Raw genomic sequence first — 24,974 nt, forward strand, 5'->3', positions numbered from 1 at the left:
AATTAAATTTTTATTTTGTTTAGTGCATTATTTTTAAATATATTTGCCTCTCTAATGTATCTTCTAACCATTTGAGTTGTTTTGTGACCTGTCATAGCCATTATGCTCCGCTCATCAGCGCCTGAATCAGCGGCTACTGTTGCAAAACCCGATCTTAAACTATGGCCAGCATAATTTTTATTATCTATACCTGCTAAATTCAAATATTGTTTCATTAACAAAACTACAGATTGGTCGGTTAATCTTTTGTTTGTTAATGATAAACCTTTAGAAAATCTTCTAAAAATAGGACCGGACTTGATTTTGGAAATTTCTATCCATTTTTTAAGATTTGTAACAGGACAGTAAATTTCATTATCGAAGTAGGGTAATCCTTTAATCATTCCCTCACCAAATTGGTCAGTTTTTGATCTTTTAATAGTGATTTTAAGTCCCTCAGGAACAAACTCTAAATCCTCATGATCAATAGAAATGAGCTCAGTTCTTCTAAAACCTCCTCCAAAACCGATTAAGATAATTGATTTGTCTCTAAGTTTTTTTATTTTTTCTGTTTTTTGTTCATTTATTGAGTTAATTATTAGTCTTAAATGGTTAATTAATATAGGTTTTTTACCTTTTTGAATACTTCCTTTAACCCTTCTTATTCCCATTAAATTTTCAACAATAATTGGATGTTTTGTGTCTAGATAATACCCTTTAAGCCTATGCACCATACTTATTGATACCAATCTTCGTCTTAAAGTGCTTATTTTTGAGTTTTTAGAGAGATGGGTTAGGTATAAAGAAACTATTTTTGGCTCTGTTGGTAATGAATTTAATCCATGCTTTGCACAAAATGCTCCGAAGTCTTTAAAGTCAGATTTATATGCCCTTAGTGTATTATTTGATTTAGAGTTTTTATAATTATTTAGAGTTGCTTCATGAAGTGATTTTAGATCTGTTGTTAGTTCACTCATATAATTAGTATTGATAACAATTAATTATCGTTAGTAATATATTAATAGAAAATATAAGTCAAGCATATTAGTAATCAATAATGTTAATAAGAATACTTTTTGCTTTAATTGTTATAATTAGTCCAGTTGGTGCTGAAATTAACGAAAAATTTTTTGAAATTAAACTAAAACCCTGTGATCAAAACTATCAAGAATCCGAATTTAAAGATCCTCATTTCTACCATCCAATCAGTTTTGATATAAATTTTAATAAAAAAATCTATAAAAAACCTATTAATTTAATTAAAGTTTGTACAATATCAAAAAAACTTAAGTTTATAATAAATAAATAATATCAGTTATTTAATAATTAAAATTAAAGTAAATGATTAGAAAAATTAAAAGAAAAGATAAGGAAAAATGGATAAAATTGTACTGCGGATATGCTAAATTTTATAAAGTTCCTATGAAACAAGAGATTTTAGATACTTTATGGAATTGGATACACGATGAAAATCATGTTGTTAATGGAATTTGTTACGAAATTGAAGATAAAATTGTTGGAATTGCACACTATAGAACAATGCCAAGACCATTAAATGGTCAACACATAGGATTTTTAGATGATTTATTTGTAGATAAACACTTTAGGGGCCAGAAAATAGCTCAAAAACTTATAAAATACCTAGAATCTCTATCTAAAGAAAATAAATGGGACGGAATTCGTTGGATAACCCACTCTTCCAATGAGACGGCGAAAAAATTATATGATAAGATTGCTAAAAATACAGGATTTGAATTATATGAACTTAAAAGGGACTAAATTTCAGATAAAAGTTTGGAATTATTTAAAAAAAATACCTAAAGGAGAAGTCAGAACTTACCTCCAGGTCGCAAAAGCTATCGGAAAGCCAAAAGCTCATAGAGCAGTTGCAAATGCAGTTGGGAAAAACCCATATCCTCCAAAAATACCTTGTCATAGGGTAATTAGGACTGATGGGTCGCTCGGAGGATACTCAGGAAAAGGTGGAATTAAGACTAAACTGCGTTTACTTAGATCTGAAAAAGTAGACATTTAAGGTTAAAAAAGTGTTGAAAATAAAGGTTTTTAGGCAATTTTCACACATAATCACGTAAATAGTGCTATTCACCCTTCAGTTGTACTATATATCTAAATATAATTAAATAAATACCCTCTATGGCCGATTAAAGAGCATATTCTATTACTGCATTGCTCTATTTTTCAATGATATCAACCCTTTTTTAAAGTCTTAAATTTGCTGTAATTTGCAGATTTTTTAAGACACCTGCCCTACAATTTTTGATAAAAAAAAATATTTTAGAATTTTATTAGTAAAAAACTGTTGAAATTAAACACTTCTAGCAATTTATATTGTTTTTAAACTCTATTAACTATATTTGTTGTTTTTTGTATATCGATATAATCCAAATAAGCTTTTAAAATTAAAGATTATAATTAAAGAACTCAAAAGTTAGTCTATTTTACCATGTATTAATCCTTTTTTATTATATTTTTATATATATAATTTATTCAATAATTACAATAATTTAATTTTATATATTAATGTTAAACATTAATAATTAGTATAAAAATGATTACTATTAATTACTTTTTTTTAAGATGTACTCTCTTCTAGTAATATAAAGGCCACTTAAGACAATTATGAATAGACCTAAATAAGTCCAATTATCAGGTAATTCGTTAAAGAAATAATAGCTAATTAAAATATTGGTTATAATTTCTGTATAGCCCAAAGGAGCTAATTTTGAGGCATCGGCATATTTGAGTGATAAAATTAAGAAAAGATGGGCTACAGAGGCTATAAGGCCGATTAAAGCCATTAAAATCCACTGATTTGTAGTAGGCTTTACCCATACAGAAGGCATAAATAGGCTAATAATGACTGTTCCTATTAATCCGGAAAGCAAAAGCGTTAAAAGAGGGTTATCTGAAGTGCTAAGTTTTCTTGTTATAATAAGGTAAAATCCATAACAAATTCCATTACCTAAAGCAGCTAAAGTAGCTAGATTAAGTTCAATAAATCCAGGTCTAATAACAATCAAAGTACCAACAAATCCTAACGATACAGCGGTCCATCTTTTCACCCCTACTTTCTCATTTAAAAAAAATGGAGATAAAGCTGTGACACAAATTGGTGCTACAAATGCTAAAGTTAAAGCTTTAGGGAGTGAAATTTCAGAAATCGCATAAAAGAATAAATACGTAGAAAAAACAAATATCAAACCTCTTATTAGTTGAAGAGCCGGTTTTTTAGTCCAAACTAATGACTGTCTATAAAATATAAGCATTAAAGACAGAGTAAAAACTACGGTAAAAAAATATCTAGCCCATGTTATTTGCAAAACATCCATTGATGAGCTTAAATATTTAGCAAACGCATCCATAACAGGGACAATCATCCAAGCAGATGCATTTAAAATTATAGCCTTCACAACTGAAAGATATATCTTAATAGAAGTATTTTAAAGCAAAGAATACAACTATTGGAACTGTAATAAATGACATTAATGTAGAAACAACAATTGTGCTAGCAATGTTATCGACTATTTCCTTTGGTGAGTACATTGATCCAATTAAATAATTTAAAATAGCGCTTGGCATAGCAGATTGAATTAAAATTACACCTGCACCAAATCCAGAAAGATCGAAAAAAATTATAATTAAAAAACCAATTATAGGTCCAATGATTACTCTTCCAATAGAGGCAATTATTGAATTAGTGAAAGAAAAAACTTTTAATTTTGTTAATGCAATTCCTAACGACATTAATATTAAAACAATTGCTGTATATGTTAACAATTCAGTTAGATTAATAATTGCCTTGGGCATCTCCAAGTCAAAATAAATAAAAGTAACTGAAAATATGATTGCGTAAAAAGGTGGATTTTTAATTAAAATATTAAAGTCAAATTTTCTGTCGGCTAAAAACACTCCTAATGTAAAGTGAAGTAAAATTATAAGCGAAGATATTGATGCAGCTATTCCTAAACCTTGTGAACCATAAGCAAAAAGACAAATAGGAATACCCATATTTCCATTATTAGGAAGAAGAAAAACTGGGATTTCTCTAATAATATCTTTAGTTTTTAATAGATATAAAATAATTATGCCTGTTAAACCAAAACCAGCAATAGCAATTAAATAATAAATAAAATAACTAGTATATTGTTCAAATGTTATACCTGTAGAAGTAATAGAATATATAACCATTGCAGGCGTACCAACATTTGAGGCAAAAGTAGTTATAAAGGAATTATCGAAATCTGGTTTTTTCTTACCAAGATAATATCCAATCCCAACAACAAAAAATACAGGAAATAATACTTCAATAAGTTTGAAATATATTTCCATTAATCAAGCAATCTAATTAACGTAGGTGATTTTAAGATATTCTTATTTTTTTTAAATATAGATAAACAGCTATTACAATTTAATTCTGTGGTTTTATGAGTAACTATAACGATTGTAGCTTTATTATTTTTTTTATCTGGAGTTTGAATTAATCTTTTTACAGAAATTTTATATTTAGCTAAACGATTAGTTATTTGAGATAAAACACCTGGTTTATCTTTAACTTCAAATCTTAAATATAGAGAATTAACATAATTATTTACGTTGTAAGACTTTAAAGTTTTTAGCTTATTTACACTTACACCAAATGGCTTTTTGATATTTCCTCTTAAAATAGATAATAAGTCAGATAATAAAGATGATGAAGTAGGACCTGGTCCAGCGCCCTCCCCTTGGAGTACACTTTCTCCTACTGGTTTACCATTAAGGATCACAGCATTCATTACTCCATTTACATTGCCAATATATGATTTTTTACTTACAAGACATGGATGAACAGTTTCAAAAAGTTGATTATTTTTGAGTTCAGAGATACCCAGTAGTTTAATTCTTAAATCTAATTGATTTGCAATTTTAATATCTTTTAAATCAATTTTTTCTATTCCTTCCATTAAACATTTTTTATTAGATATTTTACTATTAAAAGCTAAAGCAGATAAAATTCTTACTTTTGCAAATGCATCAAAACCATTTAAATCTAATTTTGGATTTCCTGGTTCAGCATATCCAAGCTGTTGAGCTTTTTTCAAAACATCTAAAAAATTCTGCTCAGAATTTTCCATCTCTGATAATATATAATTTGAAGTACCATTTAAAATTCCATAAACTTTAGATAATTTATTAGTAGCTAATCCTTCTTTAATAGATCTCAATATCGGTATCCCCCCAGCAACAGATGCTTCGAATTCTAAATTGACATTATTTTTTTCAGCTAGTTTCGCTAAATTGTTTCCATGTTTTGAGATTAAAGCTTTGTTAGGAGTAATTACGTGTATTTTATTTTTTAAAGCAGTTTCAACTAATTTTTTAGAAACCCCATCAGATTGTCCAATTACCTCAAATAATATATCAACTTTTTCTTTTTTAAAAATTTCAAAAGGGTTTTTATAAAAAATTTTTCTATTAATTTTATATTTTCTTTTTTTATTTATATTTTTTGCGGATATAGCTACTACGTTAACTCTTTTGCCTGTTTTAAGTTCAATATCTTTTTTTTTAACAATTAGTTCATTGAATAAATAATTACCAACTTGACCAAGTCCAACAACTGCTATATTCACTATATTATTCATTTGCTTATATCTGGATATTTACTTTTTTTAGTATAGTCATCTATATAAATCTCATATTCTTCTAATGTCATTTTTGTTATATCGTCTGACTTTTTAAGTATTTCAGTTATTTTTTTTTGATTTTTTTTATTTTCGGTAGGATGTTCTGTCCAATACTGAGAATCTTTATTTAAAGAGCAATTACATAAAAAAATTAGAAAAATAATTAATAAGTATTTCATTTTAAAGCTGTTCTTTCAGGAAAATTAAATTTATTATTTAAATTTTGAACAGCCTGACCTGCTCCACCTTTGATTAAATTATCTATTGCAGAAATAATGATTATTTTGTTTTTATATTTTGATTTACACACTGTGATAAAGCAATTGTTTGTATTGATAACATCATTTGTGCTCAAAAGTTTATCAGAGTCTAATATTTTAACAAAATTTTCTCCCTTATAAGATATCTCAAGTGTTTTGATGATTTTTGATTGATTAACATTTTTTTCTAAATCTAAATAAATTGTGCTTAATATGCCTCTAAACATTGGAGATAAATGTGGAGTAAAACTAAATTGAAAATTTTTATTTGTAAATTTGCTTAAAAATTGATGAATTTCAGAATTATGTCTATGAAAACCAACACCATAAGCACTTAATGACTCGTATAAATTCTTATCTTTATATTTTTTATGAACTCCTCTACCGGCACCAGAATATCCAGATTTTGAATCAATAATTATATTGTCTAATTTAACTAATTTTTTTTTAATTAGCGGTACAAGAGGTAATAATATTGATGTTGGATAACATCCTGGACATGAAATAATATTGTGATTTTTTAATTCATCACGATTTATTTCGGGTAAACAATAAATGCTTTTCTTCTGTAGTTTTGGAGCACGATGTTTTTGTTTATACCATTTTAAATAATCATTAACTTTTTTTAATCTAAAATCTGCTGCTAAATCAATTAGAGTAATATTATCATTAAGTTTTTTTGCTATATCTTGAGCTTCACCATTTGGTAGAGCTGTAAAGACAACATCAATACCATTTAACAATTTAGGATTAAATTTTACGATTTTAGGTAATTTTTTTTTTGATAGAGATTTATCATAATAAGAAATATTTTTTCCAACAGACGAATTTCCACATAGATATTTAATATTAATATATTTGTGGTTAATTAATAACTTGATTAATTGAACACCAATATATCCTGTAGATCCGGCAACTAATGCATTAAGCTTAGGCATTTTTTATTATAGCAGTTTAAATTGTAAAAAAAATTATCTTTTAGAAAACTGGAAGCTTCTTCTAGCTTTTCTTCTACCAGGTTTTTTTCTCTCAACAGCTCTAGAATCTCTGGTTGTAAGCTTTTCAGTTTTCAATGTTGTTTTTAAATTTTCATCAAAGAGAACCAAAGCTTTAGAAATACCATGAACCATTGCTCCAGCTTGACCTGTAGGTCCACCACCTTTTACGCTACATCTAACATCATAATCTGTAGCTTGATTTATAATCTCAAAAGGTCTTGTAATTTGCATTTTGTGAATTTCATCAGCAAAATATTCATTATATAATTTGCCATTTACATAAATTTTACCAGAACCTTTTTTTAACCAAACTTTCGCTATTGAAGTTTTTCTTCTACCTGTAGCGTACTTACTATCTTTAAAATCTAACTTTAATTTTGGAGTTTTTGTGTTTGATTGTACGTTTTCCATATTAATTTCTTGCAATGTTTTTATTGTTTAGTTTATCTAATTCAATAACTTTTGGATTTTGTGCAGCATGAGGATGTTCACTTCCTGAATAAATTTTTAATTTTGTTAATTGCTTTCTACCCAAAACACCACCTGGTAACATTCTTTTAACTGCTAGTTTCAAAGTTTCTCCAGGTTTTTTTTCATGAAGTTTTTCTGGTGTAGTAACTTTAATTCCACCAGGATGTCCTGTATGTCTATAGTACTTTTTATTTTGAAACTTCTTACCAGTAAATTTTGCTTGTTCGATATTTTTTACTACAACAAAATCTCCATCATCCATGTGAGGTGTATAAGTAGTCTTATTTTTACCTCTAATAATATTAGATACAACGGTCGCTAATCTTCCGACAACTGCATTTTTTGCATCTATCTCGTACCAAGATGATGTAACTTGATCTTTTTTTGTGAATTTTGTCATTGTGCGAGGATTAATACTATTAAATTATTCAAAGTCAATTTTATATTTAGCTTGTAAAACATAACTAATATGCTATTTATCACTTGCCGATTTGATCCTATTGCGGGCATAAAACTGCTAAAATGGAATTTTCATAAAATTATAATCGGTAGGCATTTGAACTGTATTGTGCGCCTTGCATAAAGCAAAAGCACTAAAAAAGGAGTAAAAATGAGTACAAAAAGAAATAATCCAGAAACTATTGCGATACATGGTGGAGATTATAGAAGTGATCCAGCTACAAATTCAGTAGCAGTTCCAATTTATAGAACAACCTCGTATCAATTTAATAACACAGAACATGCAGCAAATTTATTTGCGTTAAAAGAGTTTGGAAACATCTATACACGAATAATGAATCCAACAAACGATGTGTTGGAAAAGCGAATTGCTGCTCTCGAAGGTGGTCTTGCAAGTTTAACTGTAGCTTCTGGTCAAACTGCATCTACTTTTGCAATATTAAACGTTGCTCAAGCTGGAGATAATATAGTTAGTTCAACAGATCTATATGGCGGAACAGTTTCGTTGTTCACACATACTTTAAGTAAGCTTGGTATAGAAGTAAGGTATGCAGATCCGTCTGATCCAAAAAACTTTGAAAAAGCAATAGACGATAAAACTAGAGCTTTTTATGGAGAAACGTTACCAAACCCATATTTGAGAGTTTTTCCAATTAAAGAAGTTTCAGATATTGGTAGAAAATATAACATTCCATTAATCCTGGATAACACTGCTGCCCCAGTGATATGCAAACCAATTGAACATGGTGCTGCTGTGGTTGTTTATTCTTTAACAAAATATATAGCAGGTCATGGAACAGTAGTTGGAGGTGCACTAGTAGATGGTGGAAATTTTGATTGGACAGCAGATCCAAAAAGACAGCCACTATTTAATGAACCTGATGCAAGTTATGGAGGTGTTGTTTGGGGTAAAGCTGTGCCTGAATTAACTGGAGCAAATGTTGCTTTTGCAGTAAGAGCGAGAGTGACCTTGTTAAGAGATTTAGGATCTGCACTTTCTCCAGATAATGCATTCGGTGTCATACAAGGACTTGAAACAGTTGCTTTAAGAATGAAACAACATTGTGATAATGCTGCAAAAGTGGTTGAGTACTTAAAAAATCATAAAGCAGTTAAGAGAGTTATTTATGCTACCGAACATAATGAGGAGATATCAAATAGAGCAAAAAAATATCTTAAAAATGGTAATGGTGCTTTAGTTGGTATTGAATTATCTGGTGGCATAGAATCTGGTAAAAAGTTCATCGAGGCTTTAAAAATGTTTTACCACGTTGCAAATATAGGTGATGCTAGAAGTTTAGCAATACACCCAGCAACAACAACTCACAGTCAATTAAATGATGATGAATTAGCTGCTTCAGGTGTAACCCCTGGATATGTTAGACTTTGTATTGGTTTAGAACATATAGATGATATCATCGATGATTTAGATCAAGCTTTAGACAAATCATCAAAAGGTAATTTAAAAGCAGTTAGTTAATTTTATTTATATGTCTACAAATAGAAATTAATTAATTTGCTTTTTATATTTTGAGATAAATAAAAAATATAAAGTTGAAAGTATTATCAAAATAGAATTTATCTGGTGTAAAGATGCAAATAACATTTTTACTCCAGATAAAATAGTTACCACACCAAGAAAAATTTGAAATGCCAAAGTCAAACCAATTACAGTAATGGGTTTGTATAATTTTTTGTTTCCAGTTTTAATTACTTTAAAGAGGATTAAAGCATAAAAGACAATAATTAAATATGCTAAATTTCTATGCATAAATTGAACAATAGAGGGATTATCAAAAACTTTTAAATTCAAAAACTCTTTAAAACTACTATCGTCAGGAAAATAATTAACTCCCATCAATGGCCAAGTGCTGTAGATTTTACCAGCATCCATACCAGATACAAAGGCACCTATAATTAGTTGCAAAAATAATAAAACTAAAAAAATTTTTACTATAAAAAGATTAATAGAAATTGTTTGATTTGAAGAGGATGATAACTTCAAAAATTGCCAATATACAATTGATAAAATAATAAAAGCTGTTACCAAATGTATTGCTAATCTATAATGACTAACATCAATTCTTTCAACTAATCCACTTGATACCATGTACCAACCTAAAAATCCCTGAAAACAAACTAGCAAAAAAATAAGTCCATATTTTTTTATAATCCAAACTCCATGTTTTACTGAAAAATAAACCATTGGGAATAATACGGTTAAACCAATTATTCTGCCTAACTGCCTGTGTCCCCACTCCCACCAGAATATCACTTTGAATTCATCAAGAGTCATATTGAAGTTTTGTTGGCTGTATTCAGGAATTGTTTTATATAAACTAAAATATTCCAACCATTTTTCATTTGTAAAAGGAGGAAAAAAACCAACAAATAATTCCCAAGTAGTAATTGATAGACCCGAGTCAGTTAATCTAGTTAAGCCTCCAACCAATATTATTAAAGAAACTAAAACTAATAATGTTAGCATCCACAATTTAAGTTGATTATTTAAATGATTATTCTCACTGTACATGCTCAGATAAATATAATAATTATTAAGTATTCCAATAAATTAAATGTCGCCAAATAATAAAAAAAAACTAGATTTAATAAGAGTTAAGCTAGATAAATTAGATAATAAACTGTTATCACTTATAAAATATAGAACAAAACTAGTTGAGGAAGTTTTAAAACTTAAAGAATTTAAAAAAGAAATCGTAGATAAGAAAAGAATTAATTTTATTTTAAAAAAAATTAAAGCAAAATCCTTAAAAAAAGGCATAGATCCAAAGATAACTAATCGTATTTGGAAGAATATGATTTGGTCTTATATTGATTACGAAAGAAGAAATTTTAAAAAAAAATAGCTTATTTACTATGTGGTGGAAGCTTTTTCTCCACAAACATTTCGTGTTTTCTAGTATCAGGATTGTATTTTTTTGCAGATAATTTTACTTTAGCTTTTTCGCCACCTGCTGGTTTTTTTACATAATAAAAGTAAGGACTATCTGGTTTAGCTTCAGGTACCATTCTAACTTTTACGTGTGTTTTTTTCGCCATTTATTTTAGTGTTTTTAAAATATTTGATATTTTAGTTAACTTATTTTTTAATTTTTCAGCTTTTATAGATTTATCTGCCATTTCGTCAAGCTTTAAAGTATCTTCATTATTAAGGATCTTTTTAACTCCATTAATTGTCATTCCTTGATCTTTAAGCAAATATTTAATCTTCTTAAGAAGATCTATATTTTTTTCATCATAATATCTTCTATTAGAATTAAGAATTTTTGGCTTAATTTGTTTAAACTGTGTTTCCCAAAATCTTATTATGTGAGTGGGCAAAGAACCTTTCTTATTGACTTTTAAGTCTAAAATTTTAGCAACTTCACCAATAGTTTTATAAGCTTGATCAGCTTTATCCATAATCTTTAAGATTTATAAACTCTTTAAATTCTTTTGAAGGTTTAAATAAAACAACATCCCTACTAGTTATTACTTTAGTTTCCTTAGTTTTTGGGTTTCTACCAATTCTACTTTTTTTCTGTCTAATAGAAAAAGTTCCAAATTTAGATAATTTTAGCTTTTTCTCAGATTTAATGTTGGAAACAATTGTTGATAAAAAATCATCAATTAAGTTTTCTGAAATCTGTTTAGAAAAACCTAGTTGCATATAAACTAAATTAACTAAATCTTTTTTAGTTAAATTGATTCTCATTTAAAGATTCTGTTTAATCTTTTCTATCAAATTACCTTTAACAATTCTATGGCAAACATCTAATGAGTTAGCAAAGCCAACGAAATCAGTGCCACCATGACTTTTTACTACTGGAGAGTCCAATCCTATAAAAATTGCACCATTGTACAGTCTTGGATCTAATCTTTTTTTAAATTTTCTTAAATTTGCAATATTTAAAAGGGAAGAAAACTTACCTATCCAATTTCCAGTCATCGCTTTTTTTAATTCACTTGTAATAAAATTTGCAGTTCCCTCTGCTGTTTTTAATGCTACATTTCCTGTAAATCCATCTGATACAATTACATCAACTTCACCGTCCATAATGTGGTTACCCTCGATATATCCTTTAAAATTAAAATTTTCAGATTTTTTGTCATTTAGAATTTGATATGTTTCTTTTATTACCTCATTACCCTTTAATTCTTCTGAACCAATATTCAATAAAGCAACATTGGCCATTTCATTTGGATATAACGAGTTATAAAGTGCAGCTCCCATCGAAGAAAAATCACTTAGATTTTTTGCACTACATTCAATATTAGCCCCAAGATCTAATACAACGCTCATACCTTTTTTATTTGGCCAAAGAGCAGACAAAGCTGGTTTGTCTATATTTTCGATCATTTTAAGATTTAATTTTGATACAACTAATAGAGCACCAGTATTACCAGCAGATATAACTATATCAGCCTGTTTTTCTTTAACACTCTGAATAGCAAGCCACATGCTTGTGTCTTTTCCTCTTTTTGCACCTTCTAGAGGACTATCTGTACTTTTAATTGCATTCTCTGTATGAAAAATTTCATAGAACTCTTTATTAATTTTATTTTCAATTAATGGAGAAATTTTATTTTTATCTCCAAATATTTTATAAAAATTGTTTTTATTTGATTTGTGGTTGTAAATGATACCATCAATAACTTTTTTTGGTGAACCGTCACCTCCCATTGCATCAACTGCAATTTTAATTTTTTCGGACATTTAAATTATTATACTATTCTTTTGGGTCTAAAACTTGTCTACCCTTATACATACCAGTTTTTAAATCTAGATGATGAGAAAGCCTGTATTCACCTGATTTTTTATCCTCAACTATATTTTTAGTTGAAAATTTCATTGTTTGTGCCCTTCTCATTCCAGTTCTGGATGGGGTTTGTTTTCGTTTAGGTACAGCCATAATTATGGGTTACTTACACTTTTTAAATAAGAATTCAAAGTTTTTTTTGATAAATTTGAGTTAAATTCCTCAAAATATTTAAGCAAATCCTCAATATTATTAAAATCTTCCAAAAATATTGATAATTTTTCAATTTTATCAATTTTGGATAAGTTATCCCAAAAATGAATCTCTGAAACCATTGAATGAAACAAATTAATATAATTTTTCATTTTTTTGTTTATAGACTGATCTCCATATCCAATCTCTCTAATACTCAGTTCTAATTGCCTGAAGTTAAAATCGTAAATTTCTTGTAGAGTTTTTTTATTTTCCTCACTTTTATAATTTTTTAAAAAAAATGAAAAATGGAGTAAAAATAAAGTTAATCTGTCTGAAAAACTATCTTCCCTATTTAAATTCTTATATAAATCTTTATTTCTAGTGAAATTAATTAAATTGTTATAAATATGTATATACTCATTACTCATGAATAAATTATATATATTTTTTTTATTTTTAATACTTTCAAATTGCTCTTTTAAACCTGTTGTAAAACATCATGGAGTTCCGTCTTTAGAAAAGAAACAAAAATCTCTAATAATTAGTAAAACCAATATAAACGATATAATAAAAATACTAGGTAGTCCATCAACAACAAGTAAATTTGATAATGATGTATGGATATACATAGAAAGAAAACAAACACAATCAAGATTAAAAAACCTTGGAAGAATGAAAATATTCAAAAATGACATTCTTGTTTTAGAAATTGATGATTATGGGATTTTAAATAAAAAAGAGTTTTACAATAAAGATGATATGGAAAATATCAAAATAAGTGAAGCAACTACACAATCAGGATTCAAGAAAAATTCCTTCATATATGAATTTCTCAGTAGTATGAGACAGAAAATTGATGACCCTCTTGGTCAGAGGGCCAAAAAACGTAAAGAGCTTATGAAGCGATAACAGCCAATAATAACAAAGCTACAATATTTGTAATCTTAATCATTGGATTAACTGCTGGTCCCGCGGTGTCTTTATATGGATCTCCGACTGTATCACCAGTAACTGCAGCTTTATGAGCTTCTGATCCTTTTCCACCATGGTTTCCATCTTCAATATATTTCTTAGCATTATCCCATGCACCACCTCCAGCGGTCATTGAAACAGCTACAAATAATCCTGTTATAATAACTCCTAAAAGCATTGCACCAACTGCAGCTAAAGCAGCAACCTGGCCACCTATTGATAAAATTATAAAATATAAAACTACAGGTGACAACACAGGTAATAATGAAGGAATTATCATTTCCTTAATTGCTGCAACAGTCAACAAATCAACTAATTTTGCATAATCAGGCTTTTGCTTTCTTTTCATGATACCTGGATATTTTTTAAACTGTCTTCTTACTTCTACAACGACAGCACCACCTGCTCTACCTACAGCTTGCATACCCATAGAACCAAATAAGTAAGGTAACATTCCACCAATTAATAACCCAACAACAACATAAGGATTTGATAAATCAAAAGTTACAACGATACCTTCTAATGCAGAGCCTGCTTCTTTAGAAAAATGTTTGATATCTTCAGTGTAAGCTGCAAATAAAACTAGTGCACCTAAACCAGCAGAACCAATTGCATATCCTTTTGTAACAGCTTTAGTAGTGTTACCAACAGCATCTAAAGCATCAGTCGTTTTTCTAACTTTTTTATCCAAGTTAGACATTTCAGCTATCCCTCCAGCATTATCAGTAACTGGACCGTAAGCATCTAAAGCTACAACCATTCCAGCTAATGCAAGCATTGTTGTTACAGCAATTGCAATACCAAATAGACCGGCAATAGAGTTTGTAATTAAGATACCAGCAACTATAATTAAGGCTGGTATTGCTGTTGCTTCCATTGATACAGCCAAACCTTGAATAACATTAGTTCCATGACCAGTTGTTGATGATAAAGCAACTGATTTAACAGGTCTATAACTTGTACCTGTATAATATTCTGTAATCCAGATTAATAAACCAGTAATAACTAAACCAATTACTCCACAGTAATATAAATCCATTCCATTAAATGTATTTCCACTGACAGTGTATTCATTTGTAAAACCAATTACATGATCTGTTACAGGCCAAAGAATAGCTAATGATGCAACAGCAGATACAATAAATCCTTTGTACAATGCGTTCATCACATTGTTGTCTTTTCCAAGTTTAACAAAGAATGTACCTATAATTGAAGTCAATAAACAAGCAGCGCCGATTGTAAGAGGATAAATCATCATATTAAGATCACCTACGAAGAAAATTGATGATAAAACCATAGTTGCAACAATAGTAACTGCATATGTTTCAAATAAATCAGCTGCCATTCCAGCACAGTCACCTACGTTATCTCCAACGTTGTCAGCAATTACCGCTGGATTTCTTGGGTCATCCTCGGGAATACCAGCTTCAACTTTACCAACAAGATCAGCTCCAACATCTGCACCCTTAGTAAAAATACCTCCACCTAATCTTGCAAAAATTGAAATTAAAGAAGCGCCAAACCCTAAAGCAACTAGAGCATTCACTATTTCTCTTTCATCTATATCAAATTTCAATAGTAAAAAATAATAAACTGCTATTGCCAACAATGCCAAACCAGCAACCAACATACCAGTTACAGCACCAGACTTAAAAGCAACTGAAAGACCTTGAGCAAGACCTTTTCTTGAAGCTTCAGCAGTTCTAACGTTAGCTTCTACTGAAACTAACATACCAACATATCCTGCAATACCAGATAATGCTGCACCTATTAAATAACCAAGACCAACTAATGGACTAAATGCAATACTAACAATTACAAGAACAGCTGCACCAACAATTGCAATTGTTTTGTATTGTCTTGCTAGATAAGCTTTTGCTCCAATTTGGATAGCTGATGCAATATCTTGCATTTTTGCATTTCCTGCACTTGAATTTAAAATGTTTTTTCCAGTTAAGAACCCGTAAACGATAGATAAAAAACCGGCTCCGATTGTATATAATAAAATAGTTTCGACAGTTGCGCTCATATAACCCTTAGTTGTTGGTTGTTAATTTTTTAAGCCCGGACAATACAAAAAAAGTCAAAAAAGACAATAATTAACTTCAAAATTGGTGGACATAACCACTTACATTTTTGGCGATTTCTCTGCCTTTTTTATCTAAAATTAAAGACTTGTTTTTACCAGATAGAATAGTTCCTATTTTAGAAATTTTTACACCGAGAGATTTACCTAATTTATTTATGATTCTGGCATTGTTTGGTTTAGCAGTAAACAAAATTTGATAATCATCTCCATTAGAAACTAGATCAATTTTTTTTAAATTCTTACTATTGATCAGATTGGTAAGATTTCTTGATACAGGAATAAATTTTTCATAAATTTTATAAGAAACATTTTGCTTATTTATTAGTTTGTTTAAGTCAGTGATCAAACCATCGGATATATCCATAGAACTAGTTGCTAGAGAAAGTAAATTTTTAGAAAACTTATTTTGGATATCTGGCATATAATATTTATTTATAAAATACTTAGTTTTAGATTTATTCAACTTAATTTTATTTTTTAAAACTTGAAGTCCAATAAAACTATCACCTAAATTTCCTGTAACATATATATCATTATTTACATTAGATTGATTTCTGAAGATTATTTTTTTTGAATATCCTACTGAAGTTATTGTAAAGCTAAGTTTATTAGAAAAAGTTGTATCCCCTCCTCCTAATAATAAATCATATTTTTTCTGCTCTTCCTTTAAAGAATTAGATATTTTTTTAAGATTATTTTTTGTGAAGTTTTTTTTGTTACCTGATCCAGCAATAAAATAATATTTTGGGTTAACTCCTTTACAAATTAAATCAGAAATTGAGGATCTTAAAATCTTTTTAATAACTAAATCTGGTCTTTTGAAATCTATAAAATGTGTACCTATGTTGTATGTGTCTACTGAAATAACTAATCCTTTTTTTTTGTCAAAAAAAACATCATCATTTAAATTTAATGCTGCTTTATTTTTTTTGGAAATATTAGAAAAATAATTATTTATTAATTCAAATTCATGCATTTGTTCTCAATTTTTTTCCAACATTATCAAGCAAAGCATTTAGGTACTTAGTTTGTGAATTTTCTAAGAAATAATTTGATGAATTTAAATACTCTTTAATAATGATGTTTAAGGATAAATTAGGTTTGTACATTAATTCATATGTAGCAGCTTTTAAAATAGTTTGAAAAACCTTATCTAAATTTTCAAAGACAAATTCTTCACCTAATTTATTTTTTAATTCATCTATAATTAGATCATTTCTTTCGATAGTTCCTATTACAATATCTTTAATAAATTTTTTAAATCTGTGTTTTGGAAACTGTAATTGATCATCTTCGTTATAAAATTTACCATAGAGTTTTTGAATTATTATAACTCTAGGATTATTTTTTGGATTAAAATGTGTTCTCATTTTTGAGATAAAACAGAAATTACTGCTTCAGCTGCTTCTGCACCTTTTTTCTTTCTCGCTTTAGCTTGAGACATATTCAAGCAAGTAATTATTCCATTCCCAATTGGTTTTTTACTCGAAATTGATAACTCCATAATACCATTGGTTGCTGCTTGAGAAATAAAATCAAAGTGAGGTGTTTGACCTTTAATAACGCAACCTAAAGCTAAAAAAGCATCATACTTATTTATGTTTTTTGAAATAGTTACTGGTATTTCAAAAGCTCCAGGAACGTTAATGACTTTTATATTATTTTTTTTTGAGATTAACTTTAAAGCACTTTTAAGTAGTCCATCTGCAATATCTTTGTAATAATCAGCTATAACAATCAAAATTTTTTTCTTCATTATATTAATTCTTGTTTAGTAATTTTTATACCATAACCATCTAAACCAATAACTTTTTTTGGAGATTTCGTGATTAGTATCATATTTTTAATTTTTAAATCTTTTATAATTTGAGCTCCAATTCCATAATTTCTTATTAATTTATCATTACCCTTTTTATAAAATTTTTTATTTTTATAATCTTTCAGAGTTTGTGTTACAGATTTTAAATTAGAGTCTTTAATAAAAACTAATACACAATTGTTATATTTTCTAAAATAATTTAAAGTTTTGTTAAATGAGTTTGGTAATTGTTGATTAATTAAATAATTTTGAACTACATTTGAAGAGATCACTCTTACCCTTGGAGCAATGCCCTTTTTTATTATTCCTTTAATTAGAGCAAAATGTTCTGCACCATCAATTAAATTTTCATAAATTCGAATATTGTACTTTTGATCTTTTACAATTATTGAGCTTTGTTTTTTTAATTTAATTAATTTTTCTTTTTTAAGTCTATAAGCAATCAAATCTTCAATCTTACCTATCTTAAGTTTATGCTTATTTGCAAAATTAAATAAATCCTTACCTTTAGCCATTGTTCCATCTTCATTCATAATTTCACAAATAACAGCTGAATTATTTTTTTTTGCCAATTTTGAAATATCAACTGAAGCCTCTGTATGCCCAGCTCTAACAAGCACACCTCCATCTTTTGCTATTATTGGAAACACATGACCTGGAGATACAATTTCATTTTTGTTAGCATTTTTCTTTGAAGCAACTTTAATCGTTTTGGCTCTATCCTTTGCTGAAATTCCTGTTGTAATTCCTCTTTTTGCTTCAATTGATATTGTAAATGCAGTTTTATTTCTTGATTGATTAATTGGTGACATTAATGAAAGGTTTAATTTTTTAGCCTGAACACTATCTAAAGCTAGACAAATTAAACCTCTGCCATACTTAGCCATAAAATTTATATTTTTTGAATTAGTATCCGATGTTGATATTACTAAATCGCCTTCATTTTCTCTTTTTTCATCATCAACCAATATGAACATCCCACCTTTTCTGGCAATACTAATAATAGTTTCTATTGATGCAAAATTATTTTTTGTCATTAAAATAATTTCTTACATATTTAGACAAGATATCAATCTCAATATTTACCAAACTAGATTTTTTTAAAGTAGATAAATTAGTCTCTTTATACGTATGGGGAATAATCCAAATTTGAAAACCTTTTTTTGTAATTTTTGAAATTGTAAGAGAGATACCGTTTACACATATTGACGCCTTCTCTATTAAATGTTTTCTCTCCTTTTTTGGTATCTCAAAATCAAAAAGATAAGATTTATCTATTTTATTAATACTATTAACTATTCCAACCGTATCCACATGACCCTGACAAATATGGCCAGAAATTTTAGTTCCATATTTCAGGGGTAACTCTAAGTTCAAAATATCATTTGTTTTAAGAAATTTAAATTTAGACCTAATTAAGGTTTCATTAGATAAATAAAACTCCATTATTTTTGATTTATACGAAATTAGTGTGAGACATACCCCATCACACGCAACTGATAATCCCATATCTTTTGATGAAACCTTTAAGTTGCTTTTAACAAATATATTTATACCTTTTGGTCTTTTGGCAATTCTTTTGACAATACCTTGGTTATATATAATTCCGTTAAACATAATTTTTATATAAATCTATTTTATCTTTTTTTAATTTAAGATTTAATTTTGACTTATATCTATATTTTGATTTTAAATTATTTAAACTGTTAAATTCAACAAATTCTGTATTTTTAGATAAATTATTTGAACTTTTAAACAAATAAAATTTATTAAAAATTTTATCATTTATGAATGATTTTGTAAGTTTATCTCCACCTTCAACCAATAAATTTCTACATCCTAAAGTATAAAGTTTTTTTAATATTTCTTTTAATTTGAATTCTTTATTTTTATTAATTTTAGATTTGATTAATAAGATTTTTTTAGATTTAAATAATGAGATTTTTGATTTTGTCGCTTCATTATAAAAAATAATTGTTTTTATTTTAGATGCAGATTTTATTAAGTAATAGTTTGGATTAGAACTTAGCTTTCTGTCTAAAATAACTCTTATAGGTGAAAAATTATTTTTGTTTTTAAGTCTACAACTAAGTTTTGGATTATCCTTATTTAAGGTTTTGTATGAAATTAGTATCGTATCATTTTTGTATCTTAAAAAATGCGAAAACTTATCAGAATAAATATTAGTAATTTTTTGCTTTTCTTTACTATAAATTAAATTGTTCTTTGAAACTGCAATTTTACCTGTAACAAAAGGTATTTTGTTTTTTCTGTTAAAAAAATAAGGATAGTAAAACCTACTAATTTCTTTTTTTAAAAGATTTTTTCTAACTTTTATTTTACTTGATTTTAAAACTTTAAAAGATTTGCCACTAACACGCTCATCAATATCAGAAATTGAATAAATAATTTCTGATATTTTTGATTTAATTATTAAATTTGTACAAGGTGGTGTTTTTCCTTTATGACAACAAGGTTCTAATGTGACATACATCTTTGAGCCAGCAACATTTTCAATAGAGTCTTTAATTGCATTTCGTTCAGCATGAGGCCTTCCATCATGAGAAGTCTGTCCTATAGATATAATTTTATTATTTTTAACAATTACACATCCAACAGATGGATTTGTACCGGTTAAACCTTCACGGGCAATTGCCAAATTAAGGGCAATTTGCATGAATTGTTTATCTTTACTGGTAAAATTATCTTTTTTTGTAGACATCTAATCTGTCCACGAATTGCACAAAGTCTTTTTCTTCTCTAAAATTTCTATAAACAGAAGCAAAACGCACATATGCTACAGGATCAAGCTCTTTTAATCCTTCCATAACCATTGTTCCAATTGTACTTGTTGATATTTCTGTTTGTCCAAGTTCTTCTAATGATCTTGAGATTTTACTTATAAATTTTTCTGCAGTTTCAGTATCAATTGGTCTTTTTTTTAGTGCTATATAGATTGATTTAGATAATTTATCTCTGTCAAAAGAAGATTTTCTTCCATTTTTTTTAACAACCATTAATTCTCTAAATTGAATTCTTTCAAAGGTAGTAAATCTTTCACCACATATACATAATCGTCTTCTTCTGATTGCAGTTCCATCTTCAGTTGGTCTAGAATCTACAACAGATGTATCACCTTTTTTTTCACAAGGACAAATCATTATTTATAAATTTTTATATATTGGAAATGATGAGGTTAGATTAATAACTTCATTCCTTACTTCATTTTCAACTTTACTGTTATCATCAGGATTTTCAGATAAACCTTTAATAGTTTTTGTTATCAATTCACCTACAGTTTTAAATTCATTTAATCCAAATCCACGTGTAGTAGCAGCTTGAGTACCCAATCTAATACCCGATGTAATCATTGGCTTCTCTGTATCAAAAGGTATTCCATTTTTATTACACGTTATGTTAGCTCTTGATAGACTTTCCGCTGCAAGATTTCCTTTAACATTAAAAGGTCTTAAATCAACAAGCATTAAATGAGTATCAGTTCCATCTGAATAAATTTTAAATCCATTGTTTTTTAAAGTTTCGGCTAAGATTTTTGCATTAGCTAAAACAGATTTTATATAATCTTGAAAATCTGGTTGAAGAGCCTCTAGAAAACCAGCAGCTTTAGCTGCAATAATATGCATCAAAGGTCCACCTTGATAACCAGGGAAAACAGCTGTGTTAAACTTTTTACCAAGCTCTTCGTCATTAGACAAAATTATTCCACCTCTTGCGCTTCTAAATACTTTATGTGTAGTTGAGGTTACAACATGAGCATAATCACATGGATTTGGATAACCTTTACCAGCCACAAGTCCTGAGAAATGTGCCATATCAACCATTAAATAGGCTCCTACTTTATCAGCTATTTCTCTAAATCTTTTAAAATCTATTACTCGAGAATAAGCACTGCCGCCTGCTATTATTAATTTAGGCTTGTGTTCTAAAGCAAGTCTTTCAACATTATCATAATCAATAAGCTCAGACTCTTTATCAACGTCATAACCTATAGCGTTAAACCATTTGCCTGACATAGATATTTTCAATCCGTGTGTTATGTGTCCACCTGAATTTAAACTCATTCCCATAAATGTATCTCCAGGATTTAATAAAGCTAAAAATACAGCTCCATTAGCTTGTGCTCCAGAGTGCGGTTGTGCATTTGCATATTTACAATTAAATAATTTTTTTAATCTCTCAATTGCAAGACTTTCTGCAACATCTACATGTTCGCAACCATTATAGTATCTTTTTCCAGGATATCCTTCGGCATACTTATTAGTTAAAACTGATCCTTGAGCTTCAAGAACTGCTTGTGAAACTATATTTTCTGATGCAATTAATTCTATATGTTGTTGTTGTCTTAAGAGTTCGTCTTTTATAGCTTTATATAATTCAGGGTCCTTGCTAGACAAACCATCTTCAAAGAAACTCTTATAACTATCGTTTAAATAACTTTTTTCACTAGACATAATCAATTATATTTTTTTTACTCTTTTTAAGTGTCTCCCACCTTCAAACTTTGTATTTAAAAAAATGCTAATAAATTTTAATGCATTTTTTTTAGTTAGTAATCTAGAACCCAATGTAATGATATTTGCATCATTATGCAATCTAGATAATTTAGTCGATTTTTCATTAAAGCATTGAGCGGCTCTAACATTTTTATGTTTATTTGCCGCAATATTCATTCCAGTTCCTGATCCACATACCAAAATACCAATATTTTTTTTTGATGAATTTACTTTTCTTGCAACTTTATGTGCGTAATCTGGGTAATCAACGCTATTCTCATTTGAGGGACCAAAATCTTGGAAATTAATTTTTTTCTTTTCTAAATAAATTTTAATTGCTTCTTTAAGTTTAAAACCAGCGTGGTCTGATGAAATAAATATCTTTTTCAAATTAATTGAATTTATAATCTAGCACACAAGCAACAAGGTGGACTCTATTTTCTTCACCACCATTAAATGCATTATGATATTTTGTGTTATTAGTCACCCACACAGAACCATCTGCTGGCATATGTTTTGCAACATTATCTATAACCATTAAGCATCCAGGATTAGTTACAATTGGAATGTGCAATCTTGGTTCTGGATCTCTATGCCAACTTAAAGTTGATCTTGGTTCTTTTAGCAAAATTCTTACTCTACCCAATTTGTATTTGCTTGATAAAACATCATAAACTTCTTTAAAATAAGTGTTCTCATAATCTTTTATAAATTCAGAATAAGCTGCTTCATCAATTTCAACATCTCTAGAAACCTCTTGTCCAGTTTTATCAGGTTTAGTCCAGTAAACACCTCTAGCTTTATTGCCTTTGATTGAGTCAGGATCACCAGGAATTTGAGTTAATGAAATTGCTCCAAAGTGTGTTATTCCAGCATCTTCGAATTTTTTTGTCTTAATAATTTGGTTATAGGCCTCTTGAAGTTTGTTTATATCAAATTTCAAGTTTTGTTTTTGAAAATCGCTAAAATCTAAAACTCTTTTTTCTTTTTTTAGGTTTAGGTTTACAACTTTTGTGTTATCAATGCTCATAAAAATGGTTTTGTACTTAATTTAAGAGTTATTTGTATAATACATTTGTCGCATTAATAAAGTAAATTTAAACATGATTGTAGGAAAATATCCAAGCCTAAGATTAAGAAGAAACAGAAAATCTTCTTGGACTAGAAAACTAATACAGGAAAATACCCTAAGTCCTAATGATTTTGTTCTTCCAATTTTTCTTATTGATGGAGTAAATAAAAAACAACATATAAAATCAATGCCTGGCGTCTACAGGTATTCAGTAGATAGAATCGGTCAAATTATTGACAAAGCGATAAGCAAAGGAATTCCGATGGTTGCCCTTTTCCCAAACACAAAAAAGTCATTAAAAAATGAACTAGGATCAGAAGCGCTCAATGAAAATAATCTTGTTTGTAGAGCATCAAGAATGATTAAAAAAAAATACAAAAATCAAATTGGAATTATGTGTGATGTTGCATTAGATCCTTATACCTCTCATGGACATGACGGATTAATCAAATCTAATAAAATTTTAAATGATGAAACAATTCAAGTTTTAATAAACCAATCTTTACTTCAAGCTGAAATGGGTTGTGATGTTTTAGCTCCATCAGATATGATGGATGGAAGGATTAGTAAAATTAGAAAAGCAATCGATCAAAACAATTTCCAAGACGTTCAGATTTTATCTTATGCAGCAAAATATGCATCCAGCTTTTATGGTCCCTTTAGAGATGCTGTGGGATCAAAAAGTTCATTAAAGGGTGATAAAAAAACATATCAAATGGATTTTAGAAATTCTGATGAAGCATTAAGAGAAGTTGCTTTGGATATAAAAGAAGGAGCTGATATGGTTATGGTTAAACCAGGAATGCCATATTTGGATATAATTAAATCAATTAAAGAAAAATTTAAAATCCCAGTTTTTGCGTATCAAGTATCAGGTGAGTACAGTCTGATAGAAAACGCTATAAATAAAAAATTTGTAAATAAAGATGCAGTGTATGAAAGTTTAGTGGCTTTCAAAAGAGCAGGTGCAAATGCGATTGTGAGTTATTACGCTGATCGAATTGACAAAATAATAAAGTAATCACCTTAAAGTATTTAGAAATAACAATCTATTATTAGGAAAGTTAATATTGTTTGGTTTTAAAATTGATTTATCTAAATAATCATTAACTAACTTTAAACCTTTTAGTAAAATTTTAATATCCTCAACCTCTTTATCTTTTTCAATAAGAAAGTTTGGAACATATTTTTTTTCATTTGATGATGAAACATAGTAAACAGTTTCGTTATTTTCAGTATCTTTCTCTACTAAGTTTTCTAATTCTAAATCATAACCTAATATTTTGAGTAATTCTAATTCCCAAAAAATATATTTTTTTAGCCAATTTTTATCTTGTAAAATTAAAAAGAAATTCTGAATTATGAAAAAAACTTTTTCATTTGATTGTGCATCTGCTGTTAAAATTTTAATCAAATTCATTGCAGAAGTTAAGCATGATAATTTTTGCCTATGATCAAAAAACAAAGGGCCGTAAGCATTTAAAATTTCAACTTTAAAATAGCCAATCCTATTTTCATTTTTTGAATTATAATTAACATGCAACTTATTTCCAATTTGCAGATAATTTTTAATTTTTTTTGATGTTCCGCCAAATATGATGCCTGATACTTTACCTTTCTCTTTGGTGAAAATTTCTACGATCAAGGAGTTTTCATTGTATCTATTTTTACTTATCAAAAAACCTTCATCAGACCAATTCAT

General features: G+C 28.3%; 34 protein-coding genes and 1 riboswitch. Of the genes, 7 read left to right on the plus strand and 27 right to left on the minus strand.

Going from position 1 to position 24,974, the window contains the following annotated elements; genetic code table 11:
- Positions 1-2: 2 nt before the first annotated feature.
- A complete protein-coding gene (locus tag ACTTBE_RS01790) occupies positions 3-956 on the minus strand; it encodes a site-specific integrase (protein ID WP_440676913.1) in 954 nt (317 codons plus the stop codon).
- 80 nt (positions 957-1,036) lie between these two features.
- Between ACTTBE_RS01790 and ACTTBE_RS01795 the strand changes: the two genes are divergently transcribed.
- Genes ACTTBE_RS01795 through ACTTBE_RS01805 form a run of 3 tightly spaced genes read left to right on the plus strand, consistent with a single transcriptional unit; the run spans position 1,037 to position 2,014 of the window.
- Positions 1,037-1,288, plus strand: a complete 252-nt coding sequence (locus tag ACTTBE_RS01795) for a hypothetical protein (protein WP_440676914.1) — start codon at positions 1,037-1,039, stop codon at positions 1,286-1,288.
- 32 nt (positions 1,289-1,320) lie between these two features.
- Positions 1,321-1,758, plus strand: a complete 438-nt coding sequence (locus ACTTBE_RS01800) for an N-acetyltransferase family protein (protein WP_440676915.1) — start codon at positions 1,321-1,323, stop codon at positions 1,756-1,758.
- Positions 1,739-2,014 (plus strand): methylated-DNA--[protein]-cysteine S-methyltransferase, encoded by a 276-nt coding sequence (locus ACTTBE_RS01805; protein WP_440618399.1) that lies wholly within the window; start codon positions 1,739-1,741, stop codon positions 2,012-2,014. The genes ACTTBE_RS01800 and ACTTBE_RS01805 overlap by 20 nt, the downstream gene beginning before the upstream one ends.
- Before the next feature lie 544 nt (positions 2,015-2,558).
- On the opposite strand, the gene ACTTBE_RS01810 is transcribed toward ACTTBE_RS01805, so the two are convergent.
- The 7 genes from ACTTBE_RS01810 to rplM are packed head-to-tail and all read right to left on the minus strand — an operon-like array spanning position 2,559 to position 7,792.
- The gene (locus ACTTBE_RS01810) at positions 2,559-3,410 is read right to left on the minus strand and encodes a DMT family transporter (RefSeq protein WP_440676916.1); all 852 of its coding nucleotides are present in this window, start codon (positions 3,408-3,410) and stop codon (positions 2,559-2,561) included.
- Positions 3,411-3,426: 16 nt separating this feature from the next.
- Positions 3,427-4,329, minus strand: a complete 903-nt coding sequence (locus ACTTBE_RS01815; RefSeq protein ID WP_440676917.1) for an AEC family transporter — start codon at positions 4,327-4,329, stop codon at positions 3,427-3,429.
- Complete coding sequence (locus tag ACTTBE_RS01820; RefSeq protein WP_440676918.1) at positions 4,329-5,621, minus strand: homoserine dehydrogenase; 1,293 nt, start codon at positions 5,619-5,621, stop codon at positions 4,329-4,331. Before ACTTBE_RS01820 ends, ACTTBE_RS01815 begins: the two co-directional genes overlap by 1 nt.
- Positions 5,618-5,842, minus strand: coding sequence for a hypothetical protein (locus ACTTBE_RS01825; RefSeq protein WP_440676919.1), 225 nt, complete (start codon positions 5,840-5,842; stop codon positions 5,618-5,620). Before ACTTBE_RS01825 ends, ACTTBE_RS01820 begins: the two co-directional genes overlap by 4 nt.
- Positions 5,839-6,861, minus strand: a complete 1,023-nt coding sequence (gene argC, locus ACTTBE_RS01830) for an N-acetyl-gamma-glutamyl-phosphate reductase (protein ID WP_440676920.1) — start codon at positions 6,859-6,861, stop codon at positions 5,839-5,841. Before argC ends, ACTTBE_RS01825 begins: the two co-directional genes overlap by 4 nt.
- A 33-nt stretch (positions 6,862-6,894) precedes the next feature.
- Positions 6,895-7,332, minus strand: a complete 438-nt coding sequence (gene rpsI, locus ACTTBE_RS01835) for a 30S ribosomal protein S9 (protein ID WP_440614345.1) — start codon at positions 7,330-7,332, stop codon at positions 6,895-6,897.
- 1 nt (position 7,333) lies between these two features.
- Positions 7,334-7,792: a 50S ribosomal protein L13 gene (gene rplM / locus ACTTBE_RS01840; protein WP_440614344.1), complete on the minus strand. Its 459-nt coding sequence runs from the start codon at positions 7,790-7,792 to the stop codon at positions 7,334-7,336.
- 141 nt (positions 7,793-7,933) lie between these two features.
- A riboswitch (SAM riboswitch) is annotated at positions 7,934-8,000 on the plus strand.
- 2 nt (positions 8,001-8,002) lie between these two features.
- Between rplM and ACTTBE_RS01845 the strand changes: the two genes are divergently transcribed.
- Positions 8,003-9,331: an O-acetylhomoserine aminocarboxypropyltransferase/cysteine synthase family protein gene (locus ACTTBE_RS01845; protein ID WP_440676921.1), complete on the plus strand. Its 1,329-nt coding sequence runs from the start codon at positions 8,003-8,005 to the stop codon at positions 9,329-9,331.
- 27 nt (positions 9,332-9,358) lie between these two features.
- Here the strand turns inward: ACTTBE_RS01845 and ACTTBE_RS01850 are convergent, their stop codons facing one another.
- Positions 9,359-10,339 (minus strand): COX15/CtaA family protein, encoded by a 981-nt coding sequence (locus ACTTBE_RS01850; protein WP_440676922.1) that lies wholly within the window; start codon positions 10,337-10,339, stop codon positions 9,359-9,361.
- 88 nt (positions 10,340-10,427) lie between these two features.
- Here ACTTBE_RS01850 and ACTTBE_RS01855 point away from each other — a divergent pair, with 88 nt between their 5' ends.
- Complete coding sequence (locus ACTTBE_RS01855; RefSeq protein WP_440676923.1) at positions 10,428-10,718, plus strand: chorismate mutase; 291 nt, start codon at positions 10,428-10,430, stop codon at positions 10,716-10,718.
- A gap of 1 nt (position 10,719) precedes the next feature.
- Here the strand turns inward: ACTTBE_RS01855 and ACTTBE_RS01860 are convergent, their stop codons facing one another.
- Genes ACTTBE_RS01860 through ACTTBE_RS01885 form a run of 6 tightly spaced genes read right to left on the minus strand, consistent with a single transcriptional unit; the run spans position 10,720 to position 13,234 of the window.
- Positions 10,720-10,911, minus strand: a complete 192-nt coding sequence (locus ACTTBE_RS01860) for a 50S ribosomal protein L33 (protein ID WP_023853780.1) — start codon at positions 10,909-10,911, stop codon at positions 10,720-10,722.
- Positions 10,912-11,274 (minus strand): MerR family transcriptional regulator, encoded by a 363-nt coding sequence (locus tag ACTTBE_RS01865; protein WP_440676924.1) that lies wholly within the window; start codon positions 11,272-11,274, stop codon positions 10,912-10,914.
- The gene (locus ACTTBE_RS01870) at positions 11,267-11,566 is read right to left on the minus strand and encodes an HU family DNA-binding protein (RefSeq protein WP_262589169.1); all 300 of its coding nucleotides are present in this window, start codon (positions 11,564-11,566) and stop codon (positions 11,267-11,269) included. Before ACTTBE_RS01870 ends, ACTTBE_RS01865 begins: the two co-directional genes overlap by 8 nt.
- On the minus strand, positions 11,567-12,568 hold the full coding sequence (gene plsX / locus ACTTBE_RS01875; RefSeq protein ID WP_440676925.1) for a phosphate acyltransferase PlsX: 1,002 nt from the start codon (positions 12,566-12,568) through the stop codon (positions 11,567-11,569).
- A 13-nt stretch (positions 12,569-12,581) separates the two neighbouring features.
- Entirely contained in the window at positions 12,582-12,764 is a 183-nt protein-coding gene (gene rpmF, locus ACTTBE_RS01880; RefSeq protein ID WP_023853776.1) for a 50S ribosomal protein L32, read from the minus strand.
- Positions 12,765-12,766: 2 nt separating this feature from the next.
- Positions 12,767-13,234: a ubiquinol-cytochrome C chaperone family protein gene (locus tag ACTTBE_RS01885; protein ID WP_440676926.1), complete on the minus strand. Its 468-nt coding sequence runs from the start codon at positions 13,232-13,234 to the stop codon at positions 12,767-12,769.
- Here ACTTBE_RS01885 and bamE point away from each other — a divergent pair.
- Positions 13,233-13,715, plus strand: coding sequence for an outer membrane protein assembly factor BamE domain-containing protein (bamE, locus tag ACTTBE_RS01890; protein WP_440676927.1), 483 nt, complete (start codon positions 13,233-13,235; stop codon positions 13,713-13,715). The genes ACTTBE_RS01885 and bamE overlap by 2 nt on opposite strands.
- On the opposite strand, the gene ACTTBE_RS01895 is transcribed toward bamE, so the two are convergent.
- The 11 genes from ACTTBE_RS01895 to ACTTBE_RS01945 form a co-directional block, all read right to left on the minus strand.
- Entirely contained in the window at positions 13,702-15,807 is a 2,106-nt protein-coding gene (locus tag ACTTBE_RS01895; protein ID WP_440676928.1) for a sodium-translocating pyrophosphatase, read from the minus strand. The two genes, bamE and ACTTBE_RS01895, sit on opposite strands and share 14 nt — an antisense overlap.
- Positions 15,808-15,883: 76 nt before the next feature.
- Entirely contained in the window at positions 15,884-16,843 is a 960-nt protein-coding gene (thiL, locus tag ACTTBE_RS01900) for a thiamine-phosphate kinase (RefSeq protein WP_440676929.1), read from the minus strand.
- The gene (locus tag ACTTBE_RS01905) at positions 16,836-17,237 is read right to left on the minus strand and encodes a transcription antitermination factor NusB (protein ID WP_440676930.1); all 402 of its coding nucleotides are present in this window, start codon (positions 17,235-17,237) and stop codon (positions 16,836-16,838) included. The genes thiL and ACTTBE_RS01905 overlap by 8 nt, the downstream gene beginning before the upstream one ends.
- Positions 17,234-17,623 carry a 6,7-dimethyl-8-ribityllumazine synthase gene (gene ribH, locus ACTTBE_RS01910; RefSeq protein ID WP_440614335.1) on the minus strand — a complete coding sequence of 130 codons (390 nt, stop codon included), beginning with the start codon at positions 17,621-17,623 and terminating at the stop codon, positions 17,234-17,236. Before ribH ends, ACTTBE_RS01905 begins: the two co-directional genes overlap by 4 nt.
- Entirely contained in the window at positions 17,623-18,723 is a 1,101-nt protein-coding gene (gene ribB, locus ACTTBE_RS01915) for a 3,4-dihydroxy-2-butanone-4-phosphate synthase (RefSeq protein WP_440676931.1), read from the minus strand. The genes ribH and ribB overlap by 1 nt, the downstream gene beginning before the upstream one ends.
- Positions 18,710-19,303 carry a riboflavin synthase gene (locus tag ACTTBE_RS01920; RefSeq protein WP_440676933.1) on the minus strand — a complete coding sequence of 198 codons (594 nt, stop codon included), beginning with the start codon at positions 19,301-19,303 and terminating at the stop codon, positions 18,710-18,712. Before ACTTBE_RS01920 ends, ribB begins: the two co-directional genes overlap by 14 nt.
- Positions 19,296-20,408, minus strand: coding sequence for a bifunctional diaminohydroxyphosphoribosylaminopyrimidine deaminase/5-amino-6-(5-phosphoribosylamino)uracil reductase RibD (ribD, locus tag ACTTBE_RS01925; RefSeq protein WP_440676934.1), 1,113 nt, complete (start codon positions 20,406-20,408; stop codon positions 19,296-19,298). Before ribD ends, ACTTBE_RS01920 begins: the two co-directional genes overlap by 8 nt.
- Positions 20,389-20,847 carry a transcriptional regulator NrdR gene (nrdR, locus tag ACTTBE_RS01930; RefSeq protein WP_075506746.1) on the minus strand — a complete coding sequence of 153 codons (459 nt, stop codon included), beginning with the start codon at positions 20,845-20,847 and terminating at the stop codon, positions 20,389-20,391. The genes ribD and nrdR overlap by 20 nt, the downstream gene beginning before the upstream one ends.
- Positions 20,848-20,850: 3 nt before the next feature.
- Complete coding sequence (gene glyA / locus ACTTBE_RS01935) at positions 20,851-22,158, minus strand: serine hydroxymethyltransferase (RefSeq protein ID WP_075506747.1); 1,308 nt, start codon at positions 22,156-22,158, stop codon at positions 20,851-20,853.
- 6 nt (positions 22,159-22,164) lie between these two features.
- Positions 22,165-22,590 (minus strand): ribose 5-phosphate isomerase B, encoded by a 426-nt coding sequence (gene rpiB / locus ACTTBE_RS01940; RefSeq protein ID WP_075506748.1) that lies wholly within the window; start codon positions 22,588-22,590, stop codon positions 22,165-22,167.
- Position 22,591: 1 nt separating this feature from the next.
- Positions 22,592-23,230, minus strand: a complete 639-nt coding sequence (locus tag ACTTBE_RS01945; RefSeq protein ID WP_440676935.1) for an aspartyl/asparaginyl beta-hydroxylase domain-containing protein — start codon at positions 23,228-23,230, stop codon at positions 22,592-22,594.
- A 73-nt stretch (positions 23,231-23,303) separates the two neighbouring features.
- Here ACTTBE_RS01945 and hemB point away from each other — a divergent pair, with 73 nt between their 5' ends.
- Positions 23,304-24,293: a porphobilinogen synthase gene (gene hemB / locus ACTTBE_RS01950; RefSeq protein WP_440676936.1), complete on the plus strand. Its 990-nt coding sequence runs from the start codon at positions 23,304-23,306 to the stop codon at positions 24,291-24,293.
- On the opposite strand, the gene recO is transcribed toward hemB, so the two are convergent.
- Positions 24,294-24,974, minus strand: a complete 681-nt coding sequence (gene recO / locus ACTTBE_RS01955; RefSeq protein ID WP_440676937.1) for a DNA repair protein RecO — start codon at positions 24,972-24,974, stop codon at positions 24,294-24,296. It lies immediately after the preceding gene.

The organism is Candidatus Pelagibacter sp. HIMB1587 (genome assembly GCF_052047775.1).
Classification (GTDB): domain Bacteria; phylum Pseudomonadota; class Alphaproteobacteria; order Pelagibacterales; family Pelagibacteraceae; genus Pelagibacter.

Coding starts and splice junctions, on each gene's coding strand:
- ACTTBE_RS01790 (WP_440676913.1), bottom strand. CDS start 956: ATGAGTGAACTAACAACAGATCTAAAATCACTTCATGAAGCAACTCTA.
- ACTTBE_RS01795 (WP_440676914.1), top strand. CDS start 1,037: ATGTTAATAAGAATACTTTTTGCTTTAATTGTTATAATTAGTCCAGTT.
- ACTTBE_RS01800 (WP_440676915.1), top strand. CDS start 1,321: ATGATTAGAAAAATTAAAAGAAAAGATAAGGAAAAATGGATAAAATTG.
- ACTTBE_RS01805 (WP_440618399.1), top strand. CDS start 1,739: ATGAACTTAAAAGGGACTAAATTTCAGATAAAAGTTTGGAATTATTTA.
- ACTTBE_RS01815 (WP_440676917.1), bottom strand. CDS start 4,329: ATGGAAATATATTTCAAACTTATTGAAGTATTATTTCCTGTATTTTTT.
- ACTTBE_RS01820 (WP_440676918.1), bottom strand. CDS start 5,621: ATGAATAATATAGTGAATATAGCAGTTGTTGGACTTGGTCAAGTTGGT.
- ACTTBE_RS01825 (WP_440676919.1), bottom strand. CDS start 5,842: ATGAAATACTTATTAATTATTTTTCTAATTTTTTTATGTAATTGCTCT.
- argC (WP_440676920.1), bottom strand. CDS start 6,861: ATGCCTAAGCTTAATGCATTAGTTGCCGGATCTACAGGATATATTGGT.
- rpsI (WP_440614345.1), bottom strand. CDS start 7,332: ATGGAAAACGTACAATCAAACACAAAAACTCCAAAATTAAAGTTAGAT.
- rplM (WP_440614344.1), bottom strand. CDS start 7,792: ATGACAAAATTCACAAAAAAAGATCAAGTTACATCATCTTGGTACGAG.
- ACTTBE_RS01845 (WP_440676921.1), top strand. CDS start 8,003: ATGAGTACAAAAAGAAATAATCCAGAAACTATTGCGATACATGGTGGA.
- ACTTBE_RS01850 (WP_440676922.1), bottom strand. CDS start 10,339: ATGCTAACATTATTAGTTTTAGTTTCTTTAATAATATTGGTTGGAGGC.
- ACTTBE_RS01855 (WP_440676923.1), top strand. CDS start 10,428: ATGTCGCCAAATAATAAAAAAAAACTAGATTTAATAAGAGTTAAGCTA.
- ACTTBE_RS01860 (WP_023853780.1), bottom strand. CDS start 10,911: ATGGCGAAAAAAACACACGTAAAAGTTAGAATGGTACCTGAAGCTAAA.
- ACTTBE_RS01865 (WP_440676924.1), bottom strand. CDS start 11,274: ATGGATAAAGCTGATCAAGCTTATAAAACTATTGGTGAAGTTGCTAAA.
- ACTTBE_RS01870 (WP_262589169.1), bottom strand. CDS start 11,566: ATGAGAATCAATTTAACTAAAAAAGATTTAGTTAATTTAGTTTATATG.
- plsX (WP_440676925.1), bottom strand. CDS start 12,568: ATGTCCGAAAAAATTAAAATTGCAGTTGATGCAATGGGAGGTGACGGT.
- rpmF (WP_023853776.1), bottom strand. CDS start 12,764: ATGGCTGTACCTAAACGAAAACAAACCCCATCCAGAACTGGAATGAGA.
- bamE (WP_440676927.1), top strand. CDS start 13,233: ATGAATAAATTATATATATTTTTTTTATTTTTAATACTTTCAAATTGC.
- ACTTBE_RS01885 (WP_440676926.1), bottom strand. CDS start 13,234: ATGAGTAATGAGTATATACATATTTATAACAATTTAATTAATTTCACT.
- ACTTBE_RS01895 (WP_440676928.1), bottom strand. CDS start 15,807: ATGAGCGCAACTGTCGAAACTATTTTATTATATACAATCGGAGCCGGT.
- thiL (WP_440676929.1), bottom strand. CDS start 16,843: ATGCATGAATTTGAATTAATAAATAATTATTTTTCTAATATTTCCAAA.
- ACTTBE_RS01905 (WP_440676930.1), bottom strand. CDS start 17,237: ATGAGAACACATTTTAATCCAAAAAATAATCCTAGAGTTATAATAATT.
- ribH (WP_440614335.1), bottom strand. CDS start 17,623: ATGAAGAAAAAAATTTTGATTGTTATAGCTGATTATTACAAAGATATT.
- ribB (WP_440676931.1), bottom strand. CDS start 18,723: ATGACAAAAAATAATTTTGCATCAATAGAAACTATTATTAGTATTGCC.
- ACTTBE_RS01920 (WP_440676933.1), bottom strand. CDS start 19,303: ATGTTTAACGGAATTATATATAACCAAGGTATTGTCAAAAGAATTGCC.
- ribD (WP_440676934.1), bottom strand. CDS start 20,408: ATGTCTACAAAAAAAGATAATTTTACCAGTAAAGATAAACAATTCATG.
- nrdR (WP_075506746.1), bottom strand. CDS start 20,847: ATGATTTGTCCTTGTGAAAAAAAAGGTGATACATCTGTTGTAGATTCT.
- glyA (WP_075506747.1), bottom strand. CDS start 22,158: ATGTCTAGTGAAAAAAGTTATTTAAACGATAGTTATAAGAGTTTCTTT.
- ACTTBE_RS01945 (WP_440676935.1), bottom strand. CDS start 23,230: ATGAGCATTGATAACACAAAAGTTGTAAACCTAAACCTAAAAAAAGAA.
- hemB (WP_440676936.1), top strand. CDS start 23,304: ATGATTGTAGGAAAATATCCAAGCCTAAGATTAAGAAGAAACAGAAAA.
- recO (WP_440676937.1), bottom strand. CDS start 24,974: ATGAATTGGTCTGATGAAGGTTTTTTGATAAGTAAAAATAGATACAAT.